The sequence below is a fragment of the Sphaerochaeta pleomorpha str. Grapes genome, from assembly GCF_000236685.1.
Lineage (GTDB): Bacteria > Spirochaetota > Spirochaetia > Sphaerochaetales > Sphaerochaetaceae > Sphaerochaeta > Sphaerochaeta pleomorpha.
Window position 1 is genome coordinate 710,886 of record NC_016633.1, and the last position, 17,194, is coordinate 728,079.

16 protein-coding genes are annotated in these 17,194 nt (G+C 47.0%); 6 read left to right on the forward strand and 10 right to left on the reverse strand.

Annotated features, from left to right (window positions below; all coding sequences use genetic code 11):
* Positions 1-1,116 carry a 1-deoxy-D-xylulose-5-phosphate reductoisomerase gene (gene dxr, locus SPIGRAPES_RS03210; protein ID WP_014269339.1) on the forward strand — a complete coding sequence of 372 codons (1,116 nt, stop codon included), beginning with the start codon at positions 1-3 and terminating at the stop codon, positions 1,114-1,116.
* A complete protein-coding gene (rseP, locus tag SPIGRAPES_RS03215) occupies positions 1,113-2,498 on the forward strand; it encodes an RIP metalloprotease RseP (protein ID WP_014269340.1) in 1,386 nt (461 codons plus the stop codon). Before dxr ends, rseP begins: the two co-directional genes overlap by 4 nt.
* Here rseP and dnaB read toward each other — a convergent pair.
* The 6 genes from dnaB to rpsF all read right to left on the reverse strand — a co-directional run bounded on the left by dnaB (position 2,488) and on the right by rpsF (position 6,601).
* On the reverse strand, positions 2,488-3,873 hold the full coding sequence (gene dnaB, locus SPIGRAPES_RS03220; protein ID WP_014269341.1) for a replicative DNA helicase: 1,386 nt from the start codon (positions 3,871-3,873) through the stop codon (positions 2,488-2,490). The genes rseP and dnaB overlap by 11 nt on opposite strands.
* A gap of 5 nt (positions 3,874-3,878) precedes the next feature.
* Complete coding sequence (gene rplI / locus SPIGRAPES_RS03225; protein ID WP_014269342.1) at positions 3,879-4,463, reverse strand: 50S ribosomal protein L9; 585 nt, start codon at positions 4,461-4,463, stop codon at positions 3,879-3,881.
* A 12-nt stretch (positions 4,464-4,475) separates the two neighbouring features.
* Positions 4,476-5,456 carry a YybS family protein gene (locus SPIGRAPES_RS03230; RefSeq protein WP_014269343.1) on the reverse strand — a complete coding sequence of 327 codons (981 nt, stop codon included), beginning with the start codon at positions 5,454-5,456 and terminating at the stop codon, positions 4,476-4,478.
* A gap of 15 nt (positions 5,457-5,471) precedes the next feature.
* Complete coding sequence (rpsR, locus tag SPIGRAPES_RS03235; RefSeq protein WP_425358213.1) at positions 5,472-5,735, reverse strand: 30S ribosomal protein S18; 264 nt, start codon at positions 5,733-5,735, stop codon at positions 5,472-5,474.
* A 64-nt stretch (positions 5,736-5,799) separates the two neighbouring features.
* On the reverse strand, positions 5,800-6,285 hold the full coding sequence (gene ssb, locus SPIGRAPES_RS03240; protein WP_014269345.1) for a single-stranded DNA-binding protein: 486 nt from the start codon (positions 6,283-6,285) through the stop codon (positions 5,800-5,802).
* A gap of 34 nt (positions 6,286-6,319) precedes the next feature.
* Positions 6,320-6,601: a 30S ribosomal protein S6 gene (rpsF, locus tag SPIGRAPES_RS03245; protein ID WP_014269346.1), complete on the reverse strand. Its 282-nt coding sequence runs from the start codon at positions 6,599-6,601 to the stop codon at positions 6,320-6,322.
* Between the two features lie 654 nt (positions 6,602-7,255).
* On the opposite strand from rpsF, the gene murD reads away from it, so the two are divergent.
* Positions 7,256-8,593 carry a UDP-N-acetylmuramoyl-L-alanine--D-glutamate ligase gene (gene murD / locus SPIGRAPES_RS03250; protein ID WP_014269348.1) on the forward strand — a complete coding sequence of 446 codons (1,338 nt, stop codon included), beginning with the start codon at positions 7,256-7,258 and terminating at the stop codon, positions 8,591-8,593.
* Here the strand turns inward: murD and SPIGRAPES_RS03255 are convergent.
* Complete coding sequence (locus SPIGRAPES_RS03255; protein ID WP_014269349.1) at positions 8,547-9,596, reverse strand: lipid II:glycine glycyltransferase FemX; 1,050 nt, start codon at positions 9,594-9,596, stop codon at positions 8,547-8,549. The two genes, murD and SPIGRAPES_RS03255, sit on opposite strands and share 47 nt — an antisense overlap.
* A gap of 84 nt (positions 9,597-9,680) precedes the next feature.
* The gene (metG, locus tag SPIGRAPES_RS03260) at positions 9,681-11,924 is read right to left on the reverse strand and encodes a methionine--tRNA ligase (RefSeq protein ID WP_041384411.1); all 2,244 of its coding nucleotides are present in this window, start codon (positions 11,922-11,924) and stop codon (positions 9,681-9,683) included.
* Between the two features lie 144 nt (positions 11,925-12,068).
* Here metG and hflK point away from each other — a divergent pair, with 144 nt between their 5' ends.
* The 3 genes from hflK to SPIGRAPES_RS03275 all read left to right on the forward strand — a co-directional run bounded on the left by hflK (position 12,069) and on the right by SPIGRAPES_RS03275 (position 14,805).
* On the forward strand, positions 12,069-13,052 hold the full coding sequence (hflK, locus tag SPIGRAPES_RS03265; protein ID WP_014269351.1) for an FtsH protease activity modulator HflK: 984 nt from the start codon (positions 12,069-12,071) through the stop codon (positions 13,050-13,052).
* A complete protein-coding gene (hflC, locus tag SPIGRAPES_RS03270; RefSeq protein WP_014269352.1) occupies positions 13,049-14,053 on the forward strand; it encodes a protease modulator HflC in 1,005 nt (334 codons plus the stop codon). Before hflK ends, hflC begins: the two co-directional genes overlap by 4 nt.
* Positions 14,054-14,133: 80 nt before the next feature.
* Positions 14,134-14,805: an HAD family hydrolase gene (locus SPIGRAPES_RS03275; RefSeq protein ID WP_014269353.1), complete on the forward strand. Its 672-nt coding sequence runs from the start codon at positions 14,134-14,136 to the stop codon at positions 14,803-14,805.
* On the opposite strand, the gene SPIGRAPES_RS03280 is transcribed toward SPIGRAPES_RS03275, so the two are convergent.
* Together SPIGRAPES_RS03280 and SPIGRAPES_RS03285 are read right to left on the reverse strand one after the other, a co-directional pair.
* On the reverse strand, positions 14,792-16,450 hold the full coding sequence (locus SPIGRAPES_RS03280) for a hypothetical protein (RefSeq protein ID WP_014269354.1): 1,659 nt from the start codon (positions 16,448-16,450) through the stop codon (positions 14,792-14,794). The genes SPIGRAPES_RS03275 and SPIGRAPES_RS03280 overlap by 14 nt on opposite strands.
* On the reverse strand, positions 16,447-17,187 hold the full coding sequence (locus SPIGRAPES_RS03285; protein WP_014269355.1) for an ABC transporter ATP-binding protein: 741 nt from the start codon (positions 17,185-17,187) through the stop codon (positions 16,447-16,449). Before SPIGRAPES_RS03285 ends, SPIGRAPES_RS03280 begins: the two co-directional genes overlap by 4 nt.
* Between the last annotated feature and the right edge of the window lie 7 nt (positions 17,188-17,194).

A 17,194-nucleotide genomic window follows, 5' to 3' on the forward strand; every position in this document is an offset into this window, starting at 1 on the left:
ATGAAACGGGCAATTCTCCTCGGATGTACCGGAAGTATAGGCACTACGGCCATTACTGCAATCCGCGATAAAAACCTTGACATTCAGGTGGTCGCGCTATCTGCACATACAAATGCCCCTAAGCTTTTTTCTCTGGCTGAAAGCCTATCTGTTGAAGCCGTTTGCCTGACAGGAGGGAATTGTCCTCCCTCTTCGCATTTTAAAACCTATAGTCACACAGAAGGCCTGAAGCAAATGCTTCGTACTTTTGAAGCAGATATAATTCTCAATGCCATCGCCGGTTTTGATGGGTTGGAGGCAACTATTGCCTGCATAGAATGCGGGAGAGACGTCGCTTTGGCCAATAAGGAAAGTGTCGTTTGCGGAGGGTCTTTCCTTTTTGACCTGGCAAAACAACATGGCGTGAACATCATTCCTGTCGATAGCGAACATAGTGCCTTATATGAATTGATGAAACATCGATCAAAGGATGACATAGAGAGCCTCATCATTACAGCGAGCGGAGGACCCTTCAGAGACTTGCCCTATGATGAATTCGATACCATAACCGTCGAACAGGCACTCAGACACCCTACTTGGAATATGGGCAGGAAGATTACCATCGACAGTGCAACCTTGGCTAACAAAGCCCTCGAAGTTATCGAGGCTTCCTATCTCTTTGGATTCCCTTCCGAAAAAATCGAAGTAGTCATCCACCCACAGAGTATTGTCCATTCTATGGTCAGACTCAAGGATGGGGCTGTCTATGCACAGCTCGGGACCCCTGATATGACCTTGCCAATCGTAAATGCACTCATAGATGGGTCAGAAAGGTTGGTAAAACCACTCTCCTTTTCCCATCTGCAACTTACCTTCGATGAGCCAGATTTCAAGAGATTTCCCCTTCTGTCCGAAGCTTTCTCCATCTTGAAACGAAGGGGTTCGACACCGATTGCTTTCAATGCAGCAGATGAAGTTGCCGTGCATGCTTTTCTAAACAAGCAATGCAGTTATGCAAAAATGGTTTCCTGCGTATTGAAAACAATGGATAACGACTGGGACCTGCATGTTTCCAATTTTGCAGAGACAGTCGAAATTGATAGAAAAGCGAGGGCCCTCGCAAGAAGTTTCCTATGACTGCCATCGTGAGCCTTGCCGGTAAATACCTGATTGGTTTGATCGGTATCGGCTTTGTTGTAATCATCCATGAACTAGGCCATCTAACCGTAGCACGGCTGAGCGGAATTTCTGTGGAAATTTTCTCTTTTGGTCTCGGTCCCCGCATATGGGGGATACAGTTCCATGCAACGGAGTTCAGGATAAGCCTGCTTCCTTTTGGCGGATATTGCCGTATGAAGGGGGCAGACGACCTTACCCGAGCCCTCGACCGGAATACAAAAACCTTCGAGCACACGGAAATCGGCTCCTTGTTTTCCGTACATCCCATCAAACGGTTTATCACCTATGCCGCAGGTCCCCTTACCAATATCCTTTTTGCCATCCTGCTGTACGCTATGCTTGCATCGGTCCCCTATTCGGTGCTCTCCACAAAAGCTGTCATAGCCACGGTAAACGACTATCCTGCCCTGTTTGGAGCAGTCTCAAGCCCAGGCTATGATGCGGGATTGCGCACAGGTGACCAAATACTCGAATATGACGGGCAACTGATAAGAGACTGGGAAGAATTGGAACTGCTGCTAGCCAATGGAAAACCAGGGCAACATACTTTCCTTTTGGAACGTGACAAAGAACGGCTTTTGTTCACTATCACACCCGAGAAATCCGATACTGGTATCCGCTTCGGCCTATCACGCAGCCAATTGCCGATCGTTGGTAGCGTAAGGCCCAACACTCCCGAAAAGAAAGCTGGACTGATGGCCGGGGACCTAATAGTCGCTTGCAATGGTCTGACTATCACAAATGACTTGGACCTAATGGTCGCGCTCTCATCAACCGGAGAAAAAACCTCATTGACGGTCCTTCGCAACGGGATCAAGCAGGAAATAAAATTCAAACCGAATACCGATGAGTCAGGAAACGGCGACTGGGCATTTTCACTCCATGCAGACACCAGACGAGTCGAAGGAAGCCCTTTCAGTCTCATGACAGGTATAAAAACCACCTATTGGATGACTTTCAATACGATTAAGGCACTTGCTATGATTCTTACTGGAAAGGCTGAAGATGTACGTCAAGAATTTACAGGGATGGTTAGGGCTGCACTGATGATCGGGGATATTACCTCACTGGGGCTCGAAAGCAACGTTTTCAGTGGGTTGCGTGCCCTACTCTATCTGCTCGGTATAGTCAGTATTTCCTTGGCTATTGGGAATATGATCCCCCTACCTGCTTTTGACGGGGGGCAGATGCTTATAGGGCTCTATGAAACGATCAGCAGAAAACGGGTACGTCCCCAACATTATTGGGTACTGCAATTAATCGGTTTCTTTGCAGTTATCCTGATTTTTGGCTTTATGACGTACGTGGACCTGCACCATCTCTACCTAATCAGGCATTAGGGTTGCTTCCGGCCACATATTTCCTGCTCAATTCCATTTCCTCGAACCGAACAATATTGCTGATAAACGCAAGGGAGAACACCCCTGTCTCACCGTTTCGGTTCTTAGCCATGATGACTTTTGTTTCCTGCACGTTATTCTTTTCCCGTTCCGCATCATCATCAGTCCGGTTCTTGCCTACATCACGATGCAAAAGTATAACTACGTCGGCATCCTGCTCGATAGATCCGCTGTCCCGGAGGTCTGCAAGTTTCGGTTCAACACCATCTGCTTGCCTGCCTACCTGGCTAAGGCAGATAACAGGAAGATCGAGCTCACGGGCAAGTTGTTTCAACGACCGTGAAATAATGGAAATCTGTTCATGACGGGGAATTCTGGCATCTGCCTCAGCATCAATAAGCCCGATATAGTCGATAAAAATAATCTGGATATCGTGCTCAAGCTTCATTCTCCTTGCCTGGGCACGCAACTCCATCAACTTCATATTCGGAGTATCCTGGATATAGAGTTCTGCATCATACAAAGCGCCAGAGGCATCGATAATAGAGTTCATCTCACTGTTTTTAAGCGTGGCCTTCCTTATATGGGAAAAGTCTACATGGCTTTGGCCGGTTATAAGGCGTTCCATCAAAGAGGAGGCACTCATTTCCAGTGAAAAGAATCCTACACGGTACTTCTTCTTAACGATCATATTCAAGGTAACGGAAAGGGCAAAAGCAGTCTTACCAATGGAGGGCCTTGCCCCAACAATGATAAACTCCTGTTTTTTAAAACCACCTGTGATAGAATCTAGGGGAGCATAGCAACTGTCAAAGCCGCTTTTCAACCCAGAGGTACTGCGTTCCTCGATTTCCGAGATTGTAGTGGTAATCAGGTCTTTGATACTGTAATAGTTATCGCTTCCTGCAGCTTCGTTATTGAGTTTGGAAAGGCTTTGTTCACCCTCATCAATGACTTTCTGGATATCCTGGGACTCATCGAATGCCGCATCCTTTATCTTTGATGAAAAAGTAAGCAGTTTTCTTCTCTGGGCAAGTGCCTTGAGAATCTTTGCATAATAGGCTGCATTCGTTGTAGTGGGGACATCACTTGTGAGGGTTGAAATATAGGAAAGACCACCACACTTGTCGACCAAGTCTTTCTTTTTGAGAAAGGAGCTTAAGGTGATTAGGTCGAGGGTTTCGGTACTATCCTGGCGAAATTGGATGATGGCATCGAATAGTTCTTGGTGTCCGACTTTATAAAAATCATCCTTGCTCAAAAAATCGGTTACTTCTACAAGAACCTTGTCATTGAGCAGGATTGCACCGAGAACAGCGCGCTCCGCCTCCTCATTATGGGGCGGAACACGACCGAGCATACTATTCGACGCCATTATTACTACTCTGTCTTTGCTTCAGCTTTTGCAGCAGCTTCAGCTTTTGCAGCTTCAGCTTTGGCAACAGCCTCTGCCTTGGCAGCAGCTTTTGCAGCTTCAGCAGCAGCTTTAGCGGCTTCAGCCTGACGAGCCTTGACCATGGAATCACTTTCAACAACAAGCTTTACTTCAGAACTCTCGTCTTCATAGAGACGGATTCTGACCGTGTAGGTTCCAACCATCTTGATAGTATGGGTTGCAACTTCAATTCGCTTGCGTTCGATTTCGATGCCTTTCTGGGCAAGTGCATCCTGAATCATGGAGGAAGTTACTGAACCAAACAATTTCCCGCTTTCACCGGCTGATACAACCAAGGTGATTACAGTGGCGTCGAGCTTTTCCTTCAAGGAAGCAGCAAGTGCACGCTTCTCGATCTTGCGCTTTTCAATGGCAGCCGTACGTGAAGCAAACAATGACATGTTTGCCTTGGAATACAATACAGCGGTACCGGTTGGCAACAAGTAGTTACGGGCATACCCGTCCTTTACAATTACAACGTCTCCCTCTTCTCCGAGGTTGGCGACATCCTGATTGAGAATGATTTTCATATGGAAAACTCCTTACTCGTTCTTTCTATACACAATCCAAGTCTCCGTGACTCCCAAAAGGGGTAACACGAAAACAACCAATATGTTCAGACCCGGAAGCAAAATCGCTATCAGAAACAAGAGCGAGAGCAACCTACCAAGGTTGACTGTCGGACTTTTACGGCGCATAAAATGCACCACAATTGCAATTCCCTGAATAGCATAGAGTACAGAACTTCCCAAAGCAATGTTCAAAGACAAAGCCCTAGGCAAATAGCCGGTCTTAAGCAAAACTGTCAGGAGGACCACTGTCCAGGAACCAAGAAACACCCATAGGGTAAGCTCTGGAACCCGCCACAGGGAAATACGCTTCCCAAAGGTACCTTCCCGTTTCAACATAATGCCCAAGGAAGCAAATGAAGCAAATCCACTCAGTCCCATACAAAAGGGAACAAGCACAGCCCCACTCAACTTCACAACCATCCGGTACAACCATTCGGTATCCTTTGAGGAGATAACCGCAGGGCTGAGCGAACTCTCTATGCCACTATTTTCCAATTGGCCAAAAAGTACCTGAAATGTCTTCAACATAGTTGCATCGACATCCAGGATGGTTTCTGAACCCATCGAAAACCAAATCACAAGAATCAAAGAAGCAACCACCCCAAACGAAGTAGAAGCCAGATAGCGAACCAATAACCGTTCCCTCTCCAAAAGAATCCAAATGGAACAGGAAACCAACAAAACAACCGGGATGAACAACCCAATGAGGAGAAGTGTCCTTCCGACTGGATTGCCAAGCGCTTCACGCGACTTGAACAATTCGGAAGCCAACAGTAGAAAAGCGACTGCACCGACAGGTACCAGGGCTTTTTCTCCTTTGGAAAACTTTGGAGCAAGAACCAAAAGGGGAACTGTAAATATAAAATTGCTGAATACCATCTGGGAAAGAAAGAAACTTATCCCTACAATAATAGCAGAATTTCTTAAAAATACCGTTTCACTCTGATTCATAACGCTCCCGAAAGGTTATTTCTTCTCGAAGGGCAGATATGCCAAAACACGAGCCCTCTTGATTTCTGCAGTCACAGCTCTCTGGTGTTTTGCACAGCAGCCAGTGATACGTGCAGGAAGGATCTTGCCGCGTTCTGTTATATAACGGCGAAGCAATTCGGGGTTTTTATAATCGGGGGTAGCGTTCTGCGTACAGAATTTGCAAACTTTTTTTCTGAAGCTAGGCTTACGTCCGCCCATTCTTCTTTCGCGTCCACCTTTGTTGTCATCATTGTTCATGGAATCATTATCGTCATCACGCATGAATTTTTCTCCTTACATCATCTTCTGCATAAAGCAGGTTTTAGAACGGGATCTGGTCATCATCAAATTGTTCCGGTCCACCCATGTCCATTGAAGGGGGGGCGTTTACCGGCGCACTTGAAGTCTGCCTTGGTGCATACGATCCCTGGTTTCTTGTTCCCGCGTCATTTCGACGGCTTTCGGAACGTTCACCATTCGGGCTGGAAAGGAGCTGTAACGAATTGACAGCAATCTCTACACGGGTGCGGGCCTGTCCATCCTGTTCCCAACGGCTCTGCCTCAATTCGCCCAAGATCGATACCTGCCTGCCTTTCTCCAGATACTGGTTGAGGGACTCGGCACTTTTACCGAACATTGTGCAATCGAAGAAGTTGGCCTCATCTTCCCACTTGTTGTCTCCCGTCCTCTTCCTACGGTTAACAGCGATGGAAAAACGACAGATAGCCATACCGCCGCTCGAGTAGCGAAGTTCGCTTTCCCGAGTCAAACGGCCCACCAGCGCGACCACATTCAAGTCATTTGCCATTCTTGTGCTCCAATACTCTTATTATTTTCTAGGGTTATTTTTCCGTGTTGACAAACAGGAACTTCAAAATCTGTCCAGAAAGCAAAAAGGTCTTCTCAAATCCAAGGATTGAGGTAGGATCTGCTTTCATTTCAAAATAGAAATAATGTCCTTTTTCCTGTTTCTTGATGTCATAGGCGAGGTATTTGACGCCCATATCGTCCTGCTTGGTGATTTCTACACCGGCAGCGGTGAATGCGCTGGTTACAATTTCGAGACCAGCTTGTGTTTTCTCTTCGTTTGCATCGAAGATGATGGTGAACTCATAATTTCTCATGGTTCCTCCTTACGGACTAGATGATCCGCCAAAAAAGCGGATAAAGAGGTTCCCATTACATTACCACAACTAAGGGAAGACAGTCAACAAAGGCCATGCCCATATCCTAAAATGCATTACTTTCTTGCAAGCAAAAGAGAAAAGAAAATGAGCAACTCAAAATAATCAGTCAAAAACACAATTACAGGGATGCTGCCAGCAGTTTTCCTTTTTCGCAGGAATGCCAAAGATATAGAAAACCGCCGGAGCGACCGGCGGTTTCTGCATTTGTGAACTGCATGTAGCAGTAAGATAAAATTGCAACAAAGAAGACTATTTCTTCTTATGCCTATTCATCCTGAGTTTTTTCTTTCTCTTATGAGTAGCAATTTTATGCTTTTTTCTTTTTCTTCCACAAGGCACTATAGAGCTCCTTATCAACCGGCTAAGTTATCAGCGCGTGCTGATTCCGATTGATTTTTGTAATTACCGTATCATTATGCAAAGTTGCACTGCAAGCGTCAAGTAGCTGATGAAAGAAATACGTGCGCCTTCAGGCCTGCAATAAAGGAAATAGTCGAAAATCGTAGTTTTTTTTCTGATGATTTATGTAACTCCGTATTGCCCCGATTGTCTAATCTTCACTACTATATTTCCTATATCACGGAGGGAAGGATGAAGGTTTTAATCTTCGGGCTTGGAATGCATGGGGGTGGTTTTTCAGCCGCTTCCTATTTCCTGGACCATGGAGACGAGGTCAGGGTAACAGATCTCAAAGGTGATTCTCAGCTTGGATCGGAAGTACAGACCCTTACCGAAAGAGGTGCCGTATGCATTACCGGAAACCACAGGGCCCAGGATTTTAGCTGGGCTGACATCGTCATCAAAAATCCTGCGATTCCTCCTGACAATCCCCTTCTGGCATCAGCCAGGATGGTGGTCAATGATTTTGCCTGGCTTTTCTCCTCTCCTTGGTGCGAACAGACAAAGATCATTGCAATCACGGGTACAAAAGGTAAAACCACAACCTCCGCGGCTGTTGCCCATGTCCTGGAAAAAATGGGATTCGAGGCTATGCAGTGTGGGAATATGGGAATCAGCGCTTTTTCTGTTCTGAAAGATTGGGAAACCAGGGTTGCCCAAGGGAAAAAGATGCCTGACTACCTTGTCTGTGAGTTCTCTTCCTGGTTAATCAGGGACACGTTCACGGCAATGCACGGGTTGCTCCCCCCTATGGAAATCTGTGCCCTTACCAATTTTTACCCAGACCACCTGAATGCCTACAAGTCAACAGACCAATACCTGGCAGAGAAACTGGAACTCTTCGGTCCACATACCAAAAAAGCCGTAGTACCCGATGCCCTGATAAAGGAAATACAAAAACTTACCGGTTTGGACCGTAAACATGTCAGTGGCATCGATAGATCCTGTGCAAAGGTGCTGGAAGAAATGCCCCACCTAAAGAGCGCCTATGCAATCCTTCTTGCTTTGGGATTCAAATGGAAGACAATCCTCAAAGCACTGCAGAGTTTCAGCGGGGTTCCCCATCGAATTGAGCAGGTTGGCAGGATCGGCAACATTATGCTGGTAAATGACAGCGCGGCGACCATACCCGAAGCGGTTCATTTTACGTGTGCAAAATTCCGTCTGATGCCAATACACCTCATCTGTGGGGGAACGGACAAGAACCTTGTGGCAGAATCGATGCTTGAGGAATTGCAAAATGCATCCAGTCTTTCCCTGCTTGATGGTTCCTTTACGAGAAACAAACTCATTCCCCTTATGAAGAGTAAAAACATACCGTATACAGGTCCTTATTCCAGTATGGAGAAGGCCCTGGGAAATGCCTGTAGCAAAGCGTTTGAAAAAGCAAAAAACCTACCGGAGCTTCCCCAGGTTGTCCTACTCTCCCCGGGGGCTGCCTCGTTTGAGTTGTTCGTCAATGAATATGACCGGGGGGACCAATTCAGGAACTTGGCAAATACCCTTCTTGATTCCAAGCCTGACGATTGAGCCTATAGCGGATATTTTCTGTAATCGAATAGATTTTCCAGACTACCAACCTAATGACATAATCGGTAGTGGGAGTCCTGTAGTAGGGTTGCCCACCAAAAGAAAGCTTGAATAATTCAAGCCCTTTCAAATGAAGCCCCCGTCCCATCGGCCCGGGAATCCCAAAGAAATCGTAATATTTACATCCATTCTCACAGGCAAGCGAAATAGCAAAATCCTGCAAAACGTGGGAACAGGTAATGTTATCCAGTCTGAGCGAGGCACCGAAAAGATAGACAGCCTCAGAAAAACCCATAAGGATTATGCATCCACCGATTATAATCCCTTCCCGCCAGGCAAGGATGAGCTTGCATTTCACATCACCGGCTACCTTGCCATCAAGGGCTAGCAGTGCTTTGAGATACTTGCTTGATCGGGCCGAAAACCCATCCCGTCGGGCTGTCTCGAGATATACGTTATACCAACGCTTGAAATCGTTGGTGTCGCCATTCCAAAGAGACACATCAACGACTTGGGAACTCTTTCTAAGCGCACGTTTGGCACGGTCCCTATATCCATAGGTTACCGCTTCATAGCCCCACTGCAAATCTAAGCGCACTGTACCATCCGGCTGAACGCTTTCCTTTGCGGTCCTAAATCTTTTTCCTTCAAGCTTCATCACATTGGGATCATTTACTTCATCCCAGGGAAGATCATACCTGATCGCAAACACGCTTTTGGGAAGCTGTCGCCTCAACTCCCTGGACAATTCTTTGATAAATTCGGAAATTCCAAGGGTGGGACAATTGAATACATCCGGGCCAAAGGGGATATACGCCAGGGAACAAAGAGGGAATAATTTCTTTACAAGGACTAGGACCTGGGAATGCCATCCTTCCACCTCTAGGGAAAAAGCATGGGCATTCCAACCCGAGGCATGCTTGATCGCACCCCAGAAACTACTTTGGAAAGGTGACCCCTGGCAAGGGAATTTTTTATAGTCTATTTTTGTAAGTACAACCACCTTTTTCCATCCTGATAAACAATATGCTATGACAAAGGGAGCCTGTTCGGCTCCCTTTTCCGATCCGCTACAAATTGGGAGATATTAACCGACAGGTCCGTTCAGGTATTTTTTGGAGGTAAGGAATACACCTTCAGATTGCAAGGCCTTTCCATCTACCTTTACTATTCCATTTTCTGCATATATTGGCATAGCAAAGAAATGATCTGCCTTCACATAGGTCATTACTCCCTCAGGCTGTGTAAATCCTTCTGGCTCCAAGACTGTCCCTGTCTCAAATTGAGGTGCAAACAGAACCTCACAGGTACTGTGCTCCTCGGCATCAGGGTCACTGGCAGCCAAAAGCATCCCATAGCTCTTCACTCCCCTGAAATTTGCTGGTTTGAGGTTGCTCACCAAGACGATATTCTGTCCCAGCAGCTCCTCTGCGGTATAATAGGGAACGATTGAACTGACAATCGTCCGGCTTTCCTCTTCCTTGCAATCAAGGGTAAGGATATAGAGTTTATCCCCTGCCGGGTGTTTTTCGACCTGGGTTATGGTAGCAACCTTAAGGAGTACCTTCCGGTTGAATTGTTCTGCGATTGTTTCCTCTGTAACTGTTTTGTTCTGATCCATTATATTCTCCGGTCCTTTCTTTACTTCTTTCGGGGAAGCTTTTTTCTGTTCTTTCTCTGCACGCTCTTCCTGCGACCCGGCAAAACGCTCCCGTAGATCGACAATCAGGTCGTCATCCAGTTTTGCAAAAAGCAACTCGGTCTCCCCTATCCCGGATATTCCAGAATAGTCTCCCAGAGATGACCAACGGGCATCGGTGCTGTTCAAGAACGAGAGCAATTTCTCACTGGTTGTAGGCATGAACGGTTCAATCATGATTCCAAGGTCCCTGATAAGGTAAACCAAGGTCCTGAGCAAGGAAGCCGCTTTTTTTGGATTCTCGTTACGCATCTTCCAAGGTTCGCCATCCTGGAACGCTTTGTTTCCGATGGAAGAGAGCGCAAGTATTCTCCTCAGGCTTTCCCGTTCCTCCGCACGCTCCATCAAAGAATCGATTTCCTTTTCTTTTTCCATGATTGCCGCGTACAGATCCATGTCAAGGTCGCCCTCGGGGATTTTCCCATCATAGAAACGACGCACGAAGGTAAGGGTCCGGTTCACAAGATTTGACAGATTCCCTATCAACTCACCGTTAACCTTCTCCTGGAAATCAGCCCAAGTAAACGTAACATCACTCTTTTCGGGCCTATTGTAATACATATAAAAACGCCATACATCCGCGGGAATCCCGGTCTGTTGCACATCATTGCCAAAAATCCCGACACCCAGGCTCTTACTGAATTTACCACCCTCGTAATTCAAATACTCGGTGCTGCTCATATGATGAAGCATCGTCCAGTTTTCACCCGAGGCGAGCTGGCAGGAAGGGAAAATAACCGTATGGAACGGGATGTTGTCTTTTCCGATAAACTGGAACAATTCCGTATTATCCGGGTCATGCCACCATTTCTCCCAGTCTTCGGTTGCATTGGCACTGATGGAAACATATCCGATAGGGGCATCGAACCAGACATAGAAGACTTTGCCTTCATACCCTTCTTTCGGTACAGGAATCCCCCATTTCAAGTCACGGGTGATACACCGTTCCTTCAAACCGTCACGAATCCAGGATTTTGTCACTTGAATCGCATTGTTTGCCCAAAAACCATCCACACTGGCTTTTTGCATCCAGGACTCAAGCAGGGGAAGAGCCTTGGGAAGGTCTATATAAAGATGTTTCGTCTTTTTGGGGATAGGTTTCGTACCACAGACACCGCACTTTGGCTCGATCAATTCAGTCGGGTCAAGCAGAGTCTGGCAGGAGTCACACTGGTCTCCCCTCGCACCGGTAGAACCGCAATGGGGACAGGTGCCCTCAACGAAACGGTCGGCAAGGAATCGCTCGCACTGGGGACAATACAGCTGTTCAAGTTCGTGCTCGCTGATATATCCTGCGGCATCGACCTCCTTGAAAATTTTCTGTACTATCTGCGTCTGTTCAGGGGTACTCGTTCTGCCGAAATAATCGAATGAAATAGAAAACCACGTATATATATCGCGATGGATTGCATGGTAGCGGTCGCAAAGTTCACGAGGGGAAACCCCTTCTTTCAATGCTCTCGTCTCAGTAGCTGTTCCATATTCGTCGGTACCGCAGACATACAGGGTCTCATACCCCTTGGAGCGGCAGAACCTGGCGAAAACGTCAGCAGAAAGCACCTGGGTCAAATTGCCTAGATGTGGAATATTGTTTACATAGGGTAATGCAGAGGTAACCAGTCTTTTTTTCATAGAGGTTATAATAGACCGCCTCCTTGTTAATTTCAATGGGAAACCGGGATTTGTGGGTGACTTTTCTTTTATTGACAAGCTTGACGATACGACAGGGAGAAAGTACATTGAAGATGTGCCTTCCTGGCACATTAAGGAGAGACCATGGATACCATGCAGCAGCCACCAAGGCCTGCGCGTAAGACGAACAGCATCAGCCCCAAACTGGTTGTCTGGATTATCGTCGCTATCGTGCTCGTCATGTTGGTTCTCAGCAGTTTCTTTGTGGTAGACCAGACCGAACAGTCCGTTGTATTGCGCTTAGGCAAATACAACCGTACCGTCGGGCCTGGACTTCAGACAAAAATCCCGTTGGGCATCGAATCAAGTTACAACGTTCCGACTCAAGTAGTGCAGACTATGACCTTCGGATATCGTGCAAATGCATCCAATACCCCATTATTCGGCAGTTCCGACTATCCGAATGAATCTTTGATGCTTACAGGTGATCTGAACATCATCGATGTAGAATGGATTGTACAGTACAAAATCGAAGACCCTGTAAAATGGATGTTTAATGTTGAATCGAGGGAAACCACAATCCGGGATATCAGCCAGAGTGTCATGAACCAGCTAGTCGGAGACCTTCCGATTCTTTCTGTCATGACAAGCGAGAGAACAAGTATCGAAGTAATCGCCCAGGAAAAAACCCAGACGATTTTCGACAACTACAATCTGGGCGTACGGGTAGTAACTGTAAAACTGCAGAACATCGTTCCCCCGGTCGGAGAAGTCCAGGATGCCTTTGAGGATGTAAACAAGGCAATACAGGACATGAACCGGCTTATCAACGAAGGGAAGCAGAATTACAACAAAGTAATTCCTTCGGCTACCGGTGAAGCCAACAAGCTTATCCAGATTGCCCAAGGATATGCTGCCGAACGTGTCAACCAAGCCTCCGGTGACGTAGCCCGTTTCAACAGTGTCCGCGAAGTCTATGAACAGAGCAAGGACATTACCCGAACACGACTCTACATCGAGGCTATGGAAGCAATCGTCAATCCAACGGAAGGCGGATCTGTCACCTTGGTTGATAAGAACTTGAAAAACTACCTGCCTTTGCAGATGCTGGGGGGTAATACGAAATGAGAAATGCAACCAATACAAAAAAACTAGTGACTACACTGGTAGTTATAGCGGTCATCCTGATTATATTCCTTCTGCTCGGACCCTTTTACATCCTGTATGAAGGCCAGCAGGCGGTTATCACCAGATTCGGTAAAATTGTTAACACGGAATCTGATGCAGGGCTTAAACTGAAAATGCCTTTGGTTGACAATGTAGTGATTTACCCAAAGAAAATTATTTCTTGGGACGGGGACGCCCAGCGTATACCGACCAAGGAAAACCAGTTTATCTGGGTTGACACCACTGCCCGTTGGGTAATCGAAGATGCTGCAAAGTTCTATGAAACCGTCAATACGGTTAATAATGGTCTTTCCAGGCTCAACGATGTCCTCGACTCCTCGATCAGGACCATCATCAGTGAGAACTACCTGAATGAAGCAGTAAGGAACACCAACCAGATCAATGACATCAAGGTTATTGAGCAGGTCCAGAATGTAGAGAGCAACGAAGATGCCGAGACATTGAGAAACCTGACCAAGACCCAGGCAAAGCAGGAAACGATCAGTATCGGTCGTGACGGGCTGAGCCAGATGATGTTCAATCAGGCAAAGAAGTTCACCGATGCCTACGGTATCAAGATGATCGACATTGTCGTAAGGCAGATCCGCTACAGCGATGACCTTACCGAGAGTGTCTACCAGAGGATGATCAAAGAACGTAACCAGATTGCAGAAGCCTACAGGTCCTATGGACGTGGCCAGGCTGCCCAGTGGCAAGGCAAGACGGAAAACGAAGAGAAGGTAATCCTCTCCGAGGCATATGCTAAGAGTGAGACGATCAAGGGTATCGCCGATGCCAAGGCAGCTACGATTTATTCTGAAGCCTATCAGGCAGACCCTGAGTTCTTCGAATTCTGGCGTACCTTGGAGTCGTACAAGAAAACGGTTCCATCCTTGAACAAGGTGTTGAGCACTGACATGCAGTATTTCAACATGCTTTATGGGATTAATAAGCAGAAATAGTTCATAACAGACTTGTTTTTCCGGGAAGGGATTATTCGTAATCCCTTCCTTTTTTTTATGTTGCAAGCTACACTCTGCCCATGGAAAAAGACACCCTTATCGCCTTCGACTTCGATGGTACGCTCTACCCTATCGATCCCTATGACAGTGAACAGTTGCTTATGCTTGCCTGTTCCGCCAAAAAGGGAACCTTGAACCGTAAACGGACAAAATTGGCTGTCAGGCAGGATCAAAAAGGAAATATGGACTGGGCCGCCTTTACTGCTTCCTATCGTCTCCATACTAAATCATGTAATGAAGACCTGATACAATCTGTCACAAAGGCTTTACTGGGAAAAGTACACCCAGCCGATTTTGAGGCGCTCAGGCAACTCTCGTCCCGATCAGACTTCGCCATTATCAGTTGCGGGACTGAAAACCTTGTAGAGGCATTTTTACAGGCACTGGGAATTTCCGATCTTTTTATCGGAATATGGGGGAAAAGGCTTCATTTCTCCGAGGACAGAAAAACCTCCATGGAAATCCATGTAAAGGGTCCCCAGGACAAAGCAAGGGTTCTTGATGCTTTGGGTAAGGATTATGCACGGACGATTGCAATCGGGGACGGTCCCACTGACATCCCCATGTTGCAATCTGCCGACCTCGGACTCATTGTTGACTGGAAGGGAAAAGGCAACAGCTACCCGTTTGAAACCTTCTCCTCCCTGGATGACGCCTGCAGGAAGGCAAATTTGTTTATCAACGGGGCTTAAGCGCCTCAGAGGCCTTCTTGATACTGAATTTTAGAGAAAGGGAAGCAAAGATACCGATGGCAAACAGGGCAAGGACAATGCCAAGGCCTTCTTTGAATCCCAAATAAAGCGGGGCTACCAGAAAAAGCGCTTCCAGGACAATAACCACCAGCGAAAAAACCATTGCGAACAACCCGTTCAGGTTGCTCTTCACGGCCTGGCGGGCAATCGTCCAGTCCAGCAGGGGATGCCCATAATCGAGGCCAAGCCCGAACGCTGCACAACAGAGGATGATTCCCAGCGAAAGAGGTGTCATCCACAGCAGGTTGAACATCGGCAAATCAAAATAGGCAAGCGAAACGATAAGGTATAAGATATTGGTACAAAAAACCAAGACCAAATGCAACAGGAGCTTTGATCGCACAATCTGACTCGCCTCTATAGGGTATGTCCGATCCATCTCAAACATTGCCCCTTGTCTGCTGACGCTTGTCGAAGACAGCATGCTTATATTGGAAAACAAGGAAATAATAAGAAAGAGAATATAGCGAAAATAAGGGGAAGATGAAAGTTGTACTGAAAGACTCTCCATTTCAGAGAGCACCCCGGATAAAGCATAGACCCCAAGCAGGATAACGGGAATAAACAACTCCCCGGCCAATTCAAAGGTGAAAGCGGAGGAGGAAAAAATACATTCCAGTTCCCTTCTCATCAGGGAAGCGGTAAGGCCTGTACTTTTTACGGGTTTCTGGGAAATTCTTTGCCGGTGCCGTATCTGGTTTCCCTGGGCAAAGGAAAAACACCGGTTGAACCCCTTTGCCACAAATATGACCAAGAGGCCGCCAATTGCAAGGCTTCCCAGAAGTATGGGGGCAATATATACAGGTTGGAATACCACCCTGCCCTGCCAGGCAAACAAAGGAAGTGCCTGGTAGATGCGTCTGAGGATCTCGGCTGAATTGGCAAGCATAGACTGGTAATCGATTGCAAAGGTGTCACCAGGAGAAAGATTGCGCGAAAAGCTCCCGGTCATTGCAAGCATCAAAGCTACAACCAGGGTGAGGGAAACAATCTGCTCGAAAAGCATATGCCGCTTTCCCCGGGTTATCCTGAGGGTGATACTGGAGATGAATATGCCCAGCGAAAGGGGAAGCAAGGGACCGGTTATCAGTAACAGGATCCCTCCCCCGACCAAGGCAGGAGTCACCCCTTTGACCAAAGAGGAAGCAACCAAGGCAGGGAAAATTACGAATGCATACGTTGCCACATTACCCAGGTAGGCAATAGCCAGCCTGCTGGCAACCATCTCCTTCTCCGTCACCGGAAAGGAAATAACCATAGGCTCATCCTTACCCCGGTATAAAATAGAGGTTACACTGGAAAAACTGAATACCATCAGAAACATAAAACCGGTAAAGCAGGCTACAAACATGCCGAGATCAGGGATATCGATCATCATCCCCATTACCTGATAGCTATAGAAATTAACGGCGAACATGCCTTCGAAAACCAAAAAACTGAACCCTAGCAGCAACATCAGGAAAATCTGGAGGATTTTTCCCCCAAGGTTGTCCCGCTTGTTCACAATCCTGGAGATATAGGTTGCTACCGGTTTCGTTCCCTGGAAAAACGCTTGGACCAGTGTCCAGACAATTGACCATCTCATAGGGAGGACGCTCCTTCGGTAAGTTCAAGGAACAGATGTTCCAAGGTTTTGTCCTGGTCACCCCGTTTTCCCTGCAGCTCCTTCACTGTTCCAAAAAAGAGCAGGGACCCCTGGGCTATGATTCCGATATTGTCGCACAGTTCCTGGGCAACCTCCATGACATGCGTGGAGAAGAAAACCATATTCCCCTCCCTGCAGTAGTCTCTCATGGTTTCCTTGAGCAGGAAGGAGGCTTTCGGGTCAAGCCCGACCATTGGCTCATCGAGAATCAGGATTTTTGGTCGATGGATCAAGGCAGCGATTACCCCAAGCTTTTGTTTCATACCATGCGAATAGGAAGATATTTCATCATCCAGGGCCTTCACCAGGCTGAACCGTGTTGCAAGGTCTGTAAGCCTTTCATCGCGTTCGCTATCCGAAACCCCATAGATATCACAAATAAATTGGATATGCCTTCGTCCCGTCATCTTTTCATAGAACCGGGGTTCATCGGGTACATACCCGATCATCCTCTTTGCCGCCAGACTCTCAGAGACAATATCCAGTTTGTCGAAAGTGATGGACCCTTGGTCGGGGGCAAGGATTCCTACCAGCATCTTGATCGTGGTGCTCTTTCCGGCCCCGTTTGGACCGAGAAAGCCGAAGATCTTCCCATCAGGTATAGTAAGCGTCAAATCCTGAACCGCAGGCTTGGTTCCCTTTGTGTAGGTTTTTGTAACATTCGTTATTTCTATCATGCGTTTC

Bases quoted from the DNA above. Each gene is read 5' to 3' on its own strand.
- SPIGRAPES_RS03285 (WP_014269355.1), bottom strand. From the start codon at position 17,187: ATGATAGAAATAACGAATGTTACAAAAACCTACACAAAGGGAACCAAG.
- rseP (WP_014269340.1), top strand. From the start codon at position 1,113: ATGACTGCCATCGTGAGCCTTGCCGGTAAATACCTGATTGGTTTGATC.
- rpsF (WP_014269346.1), bottom strand. From the start codon at position 6,601: ATGAGAAATTATGAGTTCACCATCATCTTCGATGCAAACGAAGAGAAA.
- murD (WP_014269348.1), top strand. From the start codon at position 7,256: ATGAAGGTTTTAATCTTCGGGCTTGGAATGCATGGGGGTGGTTTTTCA.
- rpsR (WP_425358213.1), bottom strand. From the start codon at position 5,735: ATGAACAATGATGACAACAAAGGTGGACGCGAAAGAAGAATGGGCGGA.
- hflC (WP_014269352.1), top strand. From the start codon at position 13,049: ATGAGAAATGCAACCAATACAAAAAAACTAGTGACTACACTGGTAGTT.
- ssb (WP_014269345.1), bottom strand. From the start codon at position 6,285: ATGGCAAATGACTTGAATGTGGTCGCGCTGGTGGGCCGTTTGACTCGG.
- SPIGRAPES_RS03280 (WP_014269354.1), bottom strand. From the start codon at position 16,450: ATGAGATGGTCAATTGTCTGGACACTGGTCCAAGCGTTTTTCCAGGGA.
- SPIGRAPES_RS03275 (WP_014269353.1), top strand. From the start codon at position 14,134: ATGGAAAAAGACACCCTTATCGCCTTCGACTTCGATGGTACGCTCTAC.
- rplI (WP_014269342.1), bottom strand. From the start codon at position 4,463: ATGAAAATCATTCTCAATCAGGATGTCGCCAACCTCGGAGAAGAGGGA.
- metG (WP_041384411.1), bottom strand. From the start codon at position 11,924: ATGAAAAAAAGACTGGTTACCTCTGCATTACCCTATGTAAACAATATT.
- dxr (WP_014269339.1), top strand. From the start codon at position 1: ATGAAACGGGCAATTCTCCTCGGATGTACCGGAAGTATAGGCACTACG.
- dnaB (WP_014269341.1), bottom strand. From the start codon at position 3,873: ATGGCGTCGAATAGTATGCTCGGTCGTGTTCCGCCCCATAATGAGGAG.
- SPIGRAPES_RS03230 (WP_014269343.1), bottom strand. From the start codon at position 5,456: ATGAATCAGAGTGAAACGGTATTTTTAAGAAATTCTGCTATTATTGTA.
- hflK (WP_014269351.1), top strand. From the start codon at position 12,069: ATGGATACCATGCAGCAGCCACCAAGGCCTGCGCGTAAGACGAACAGC.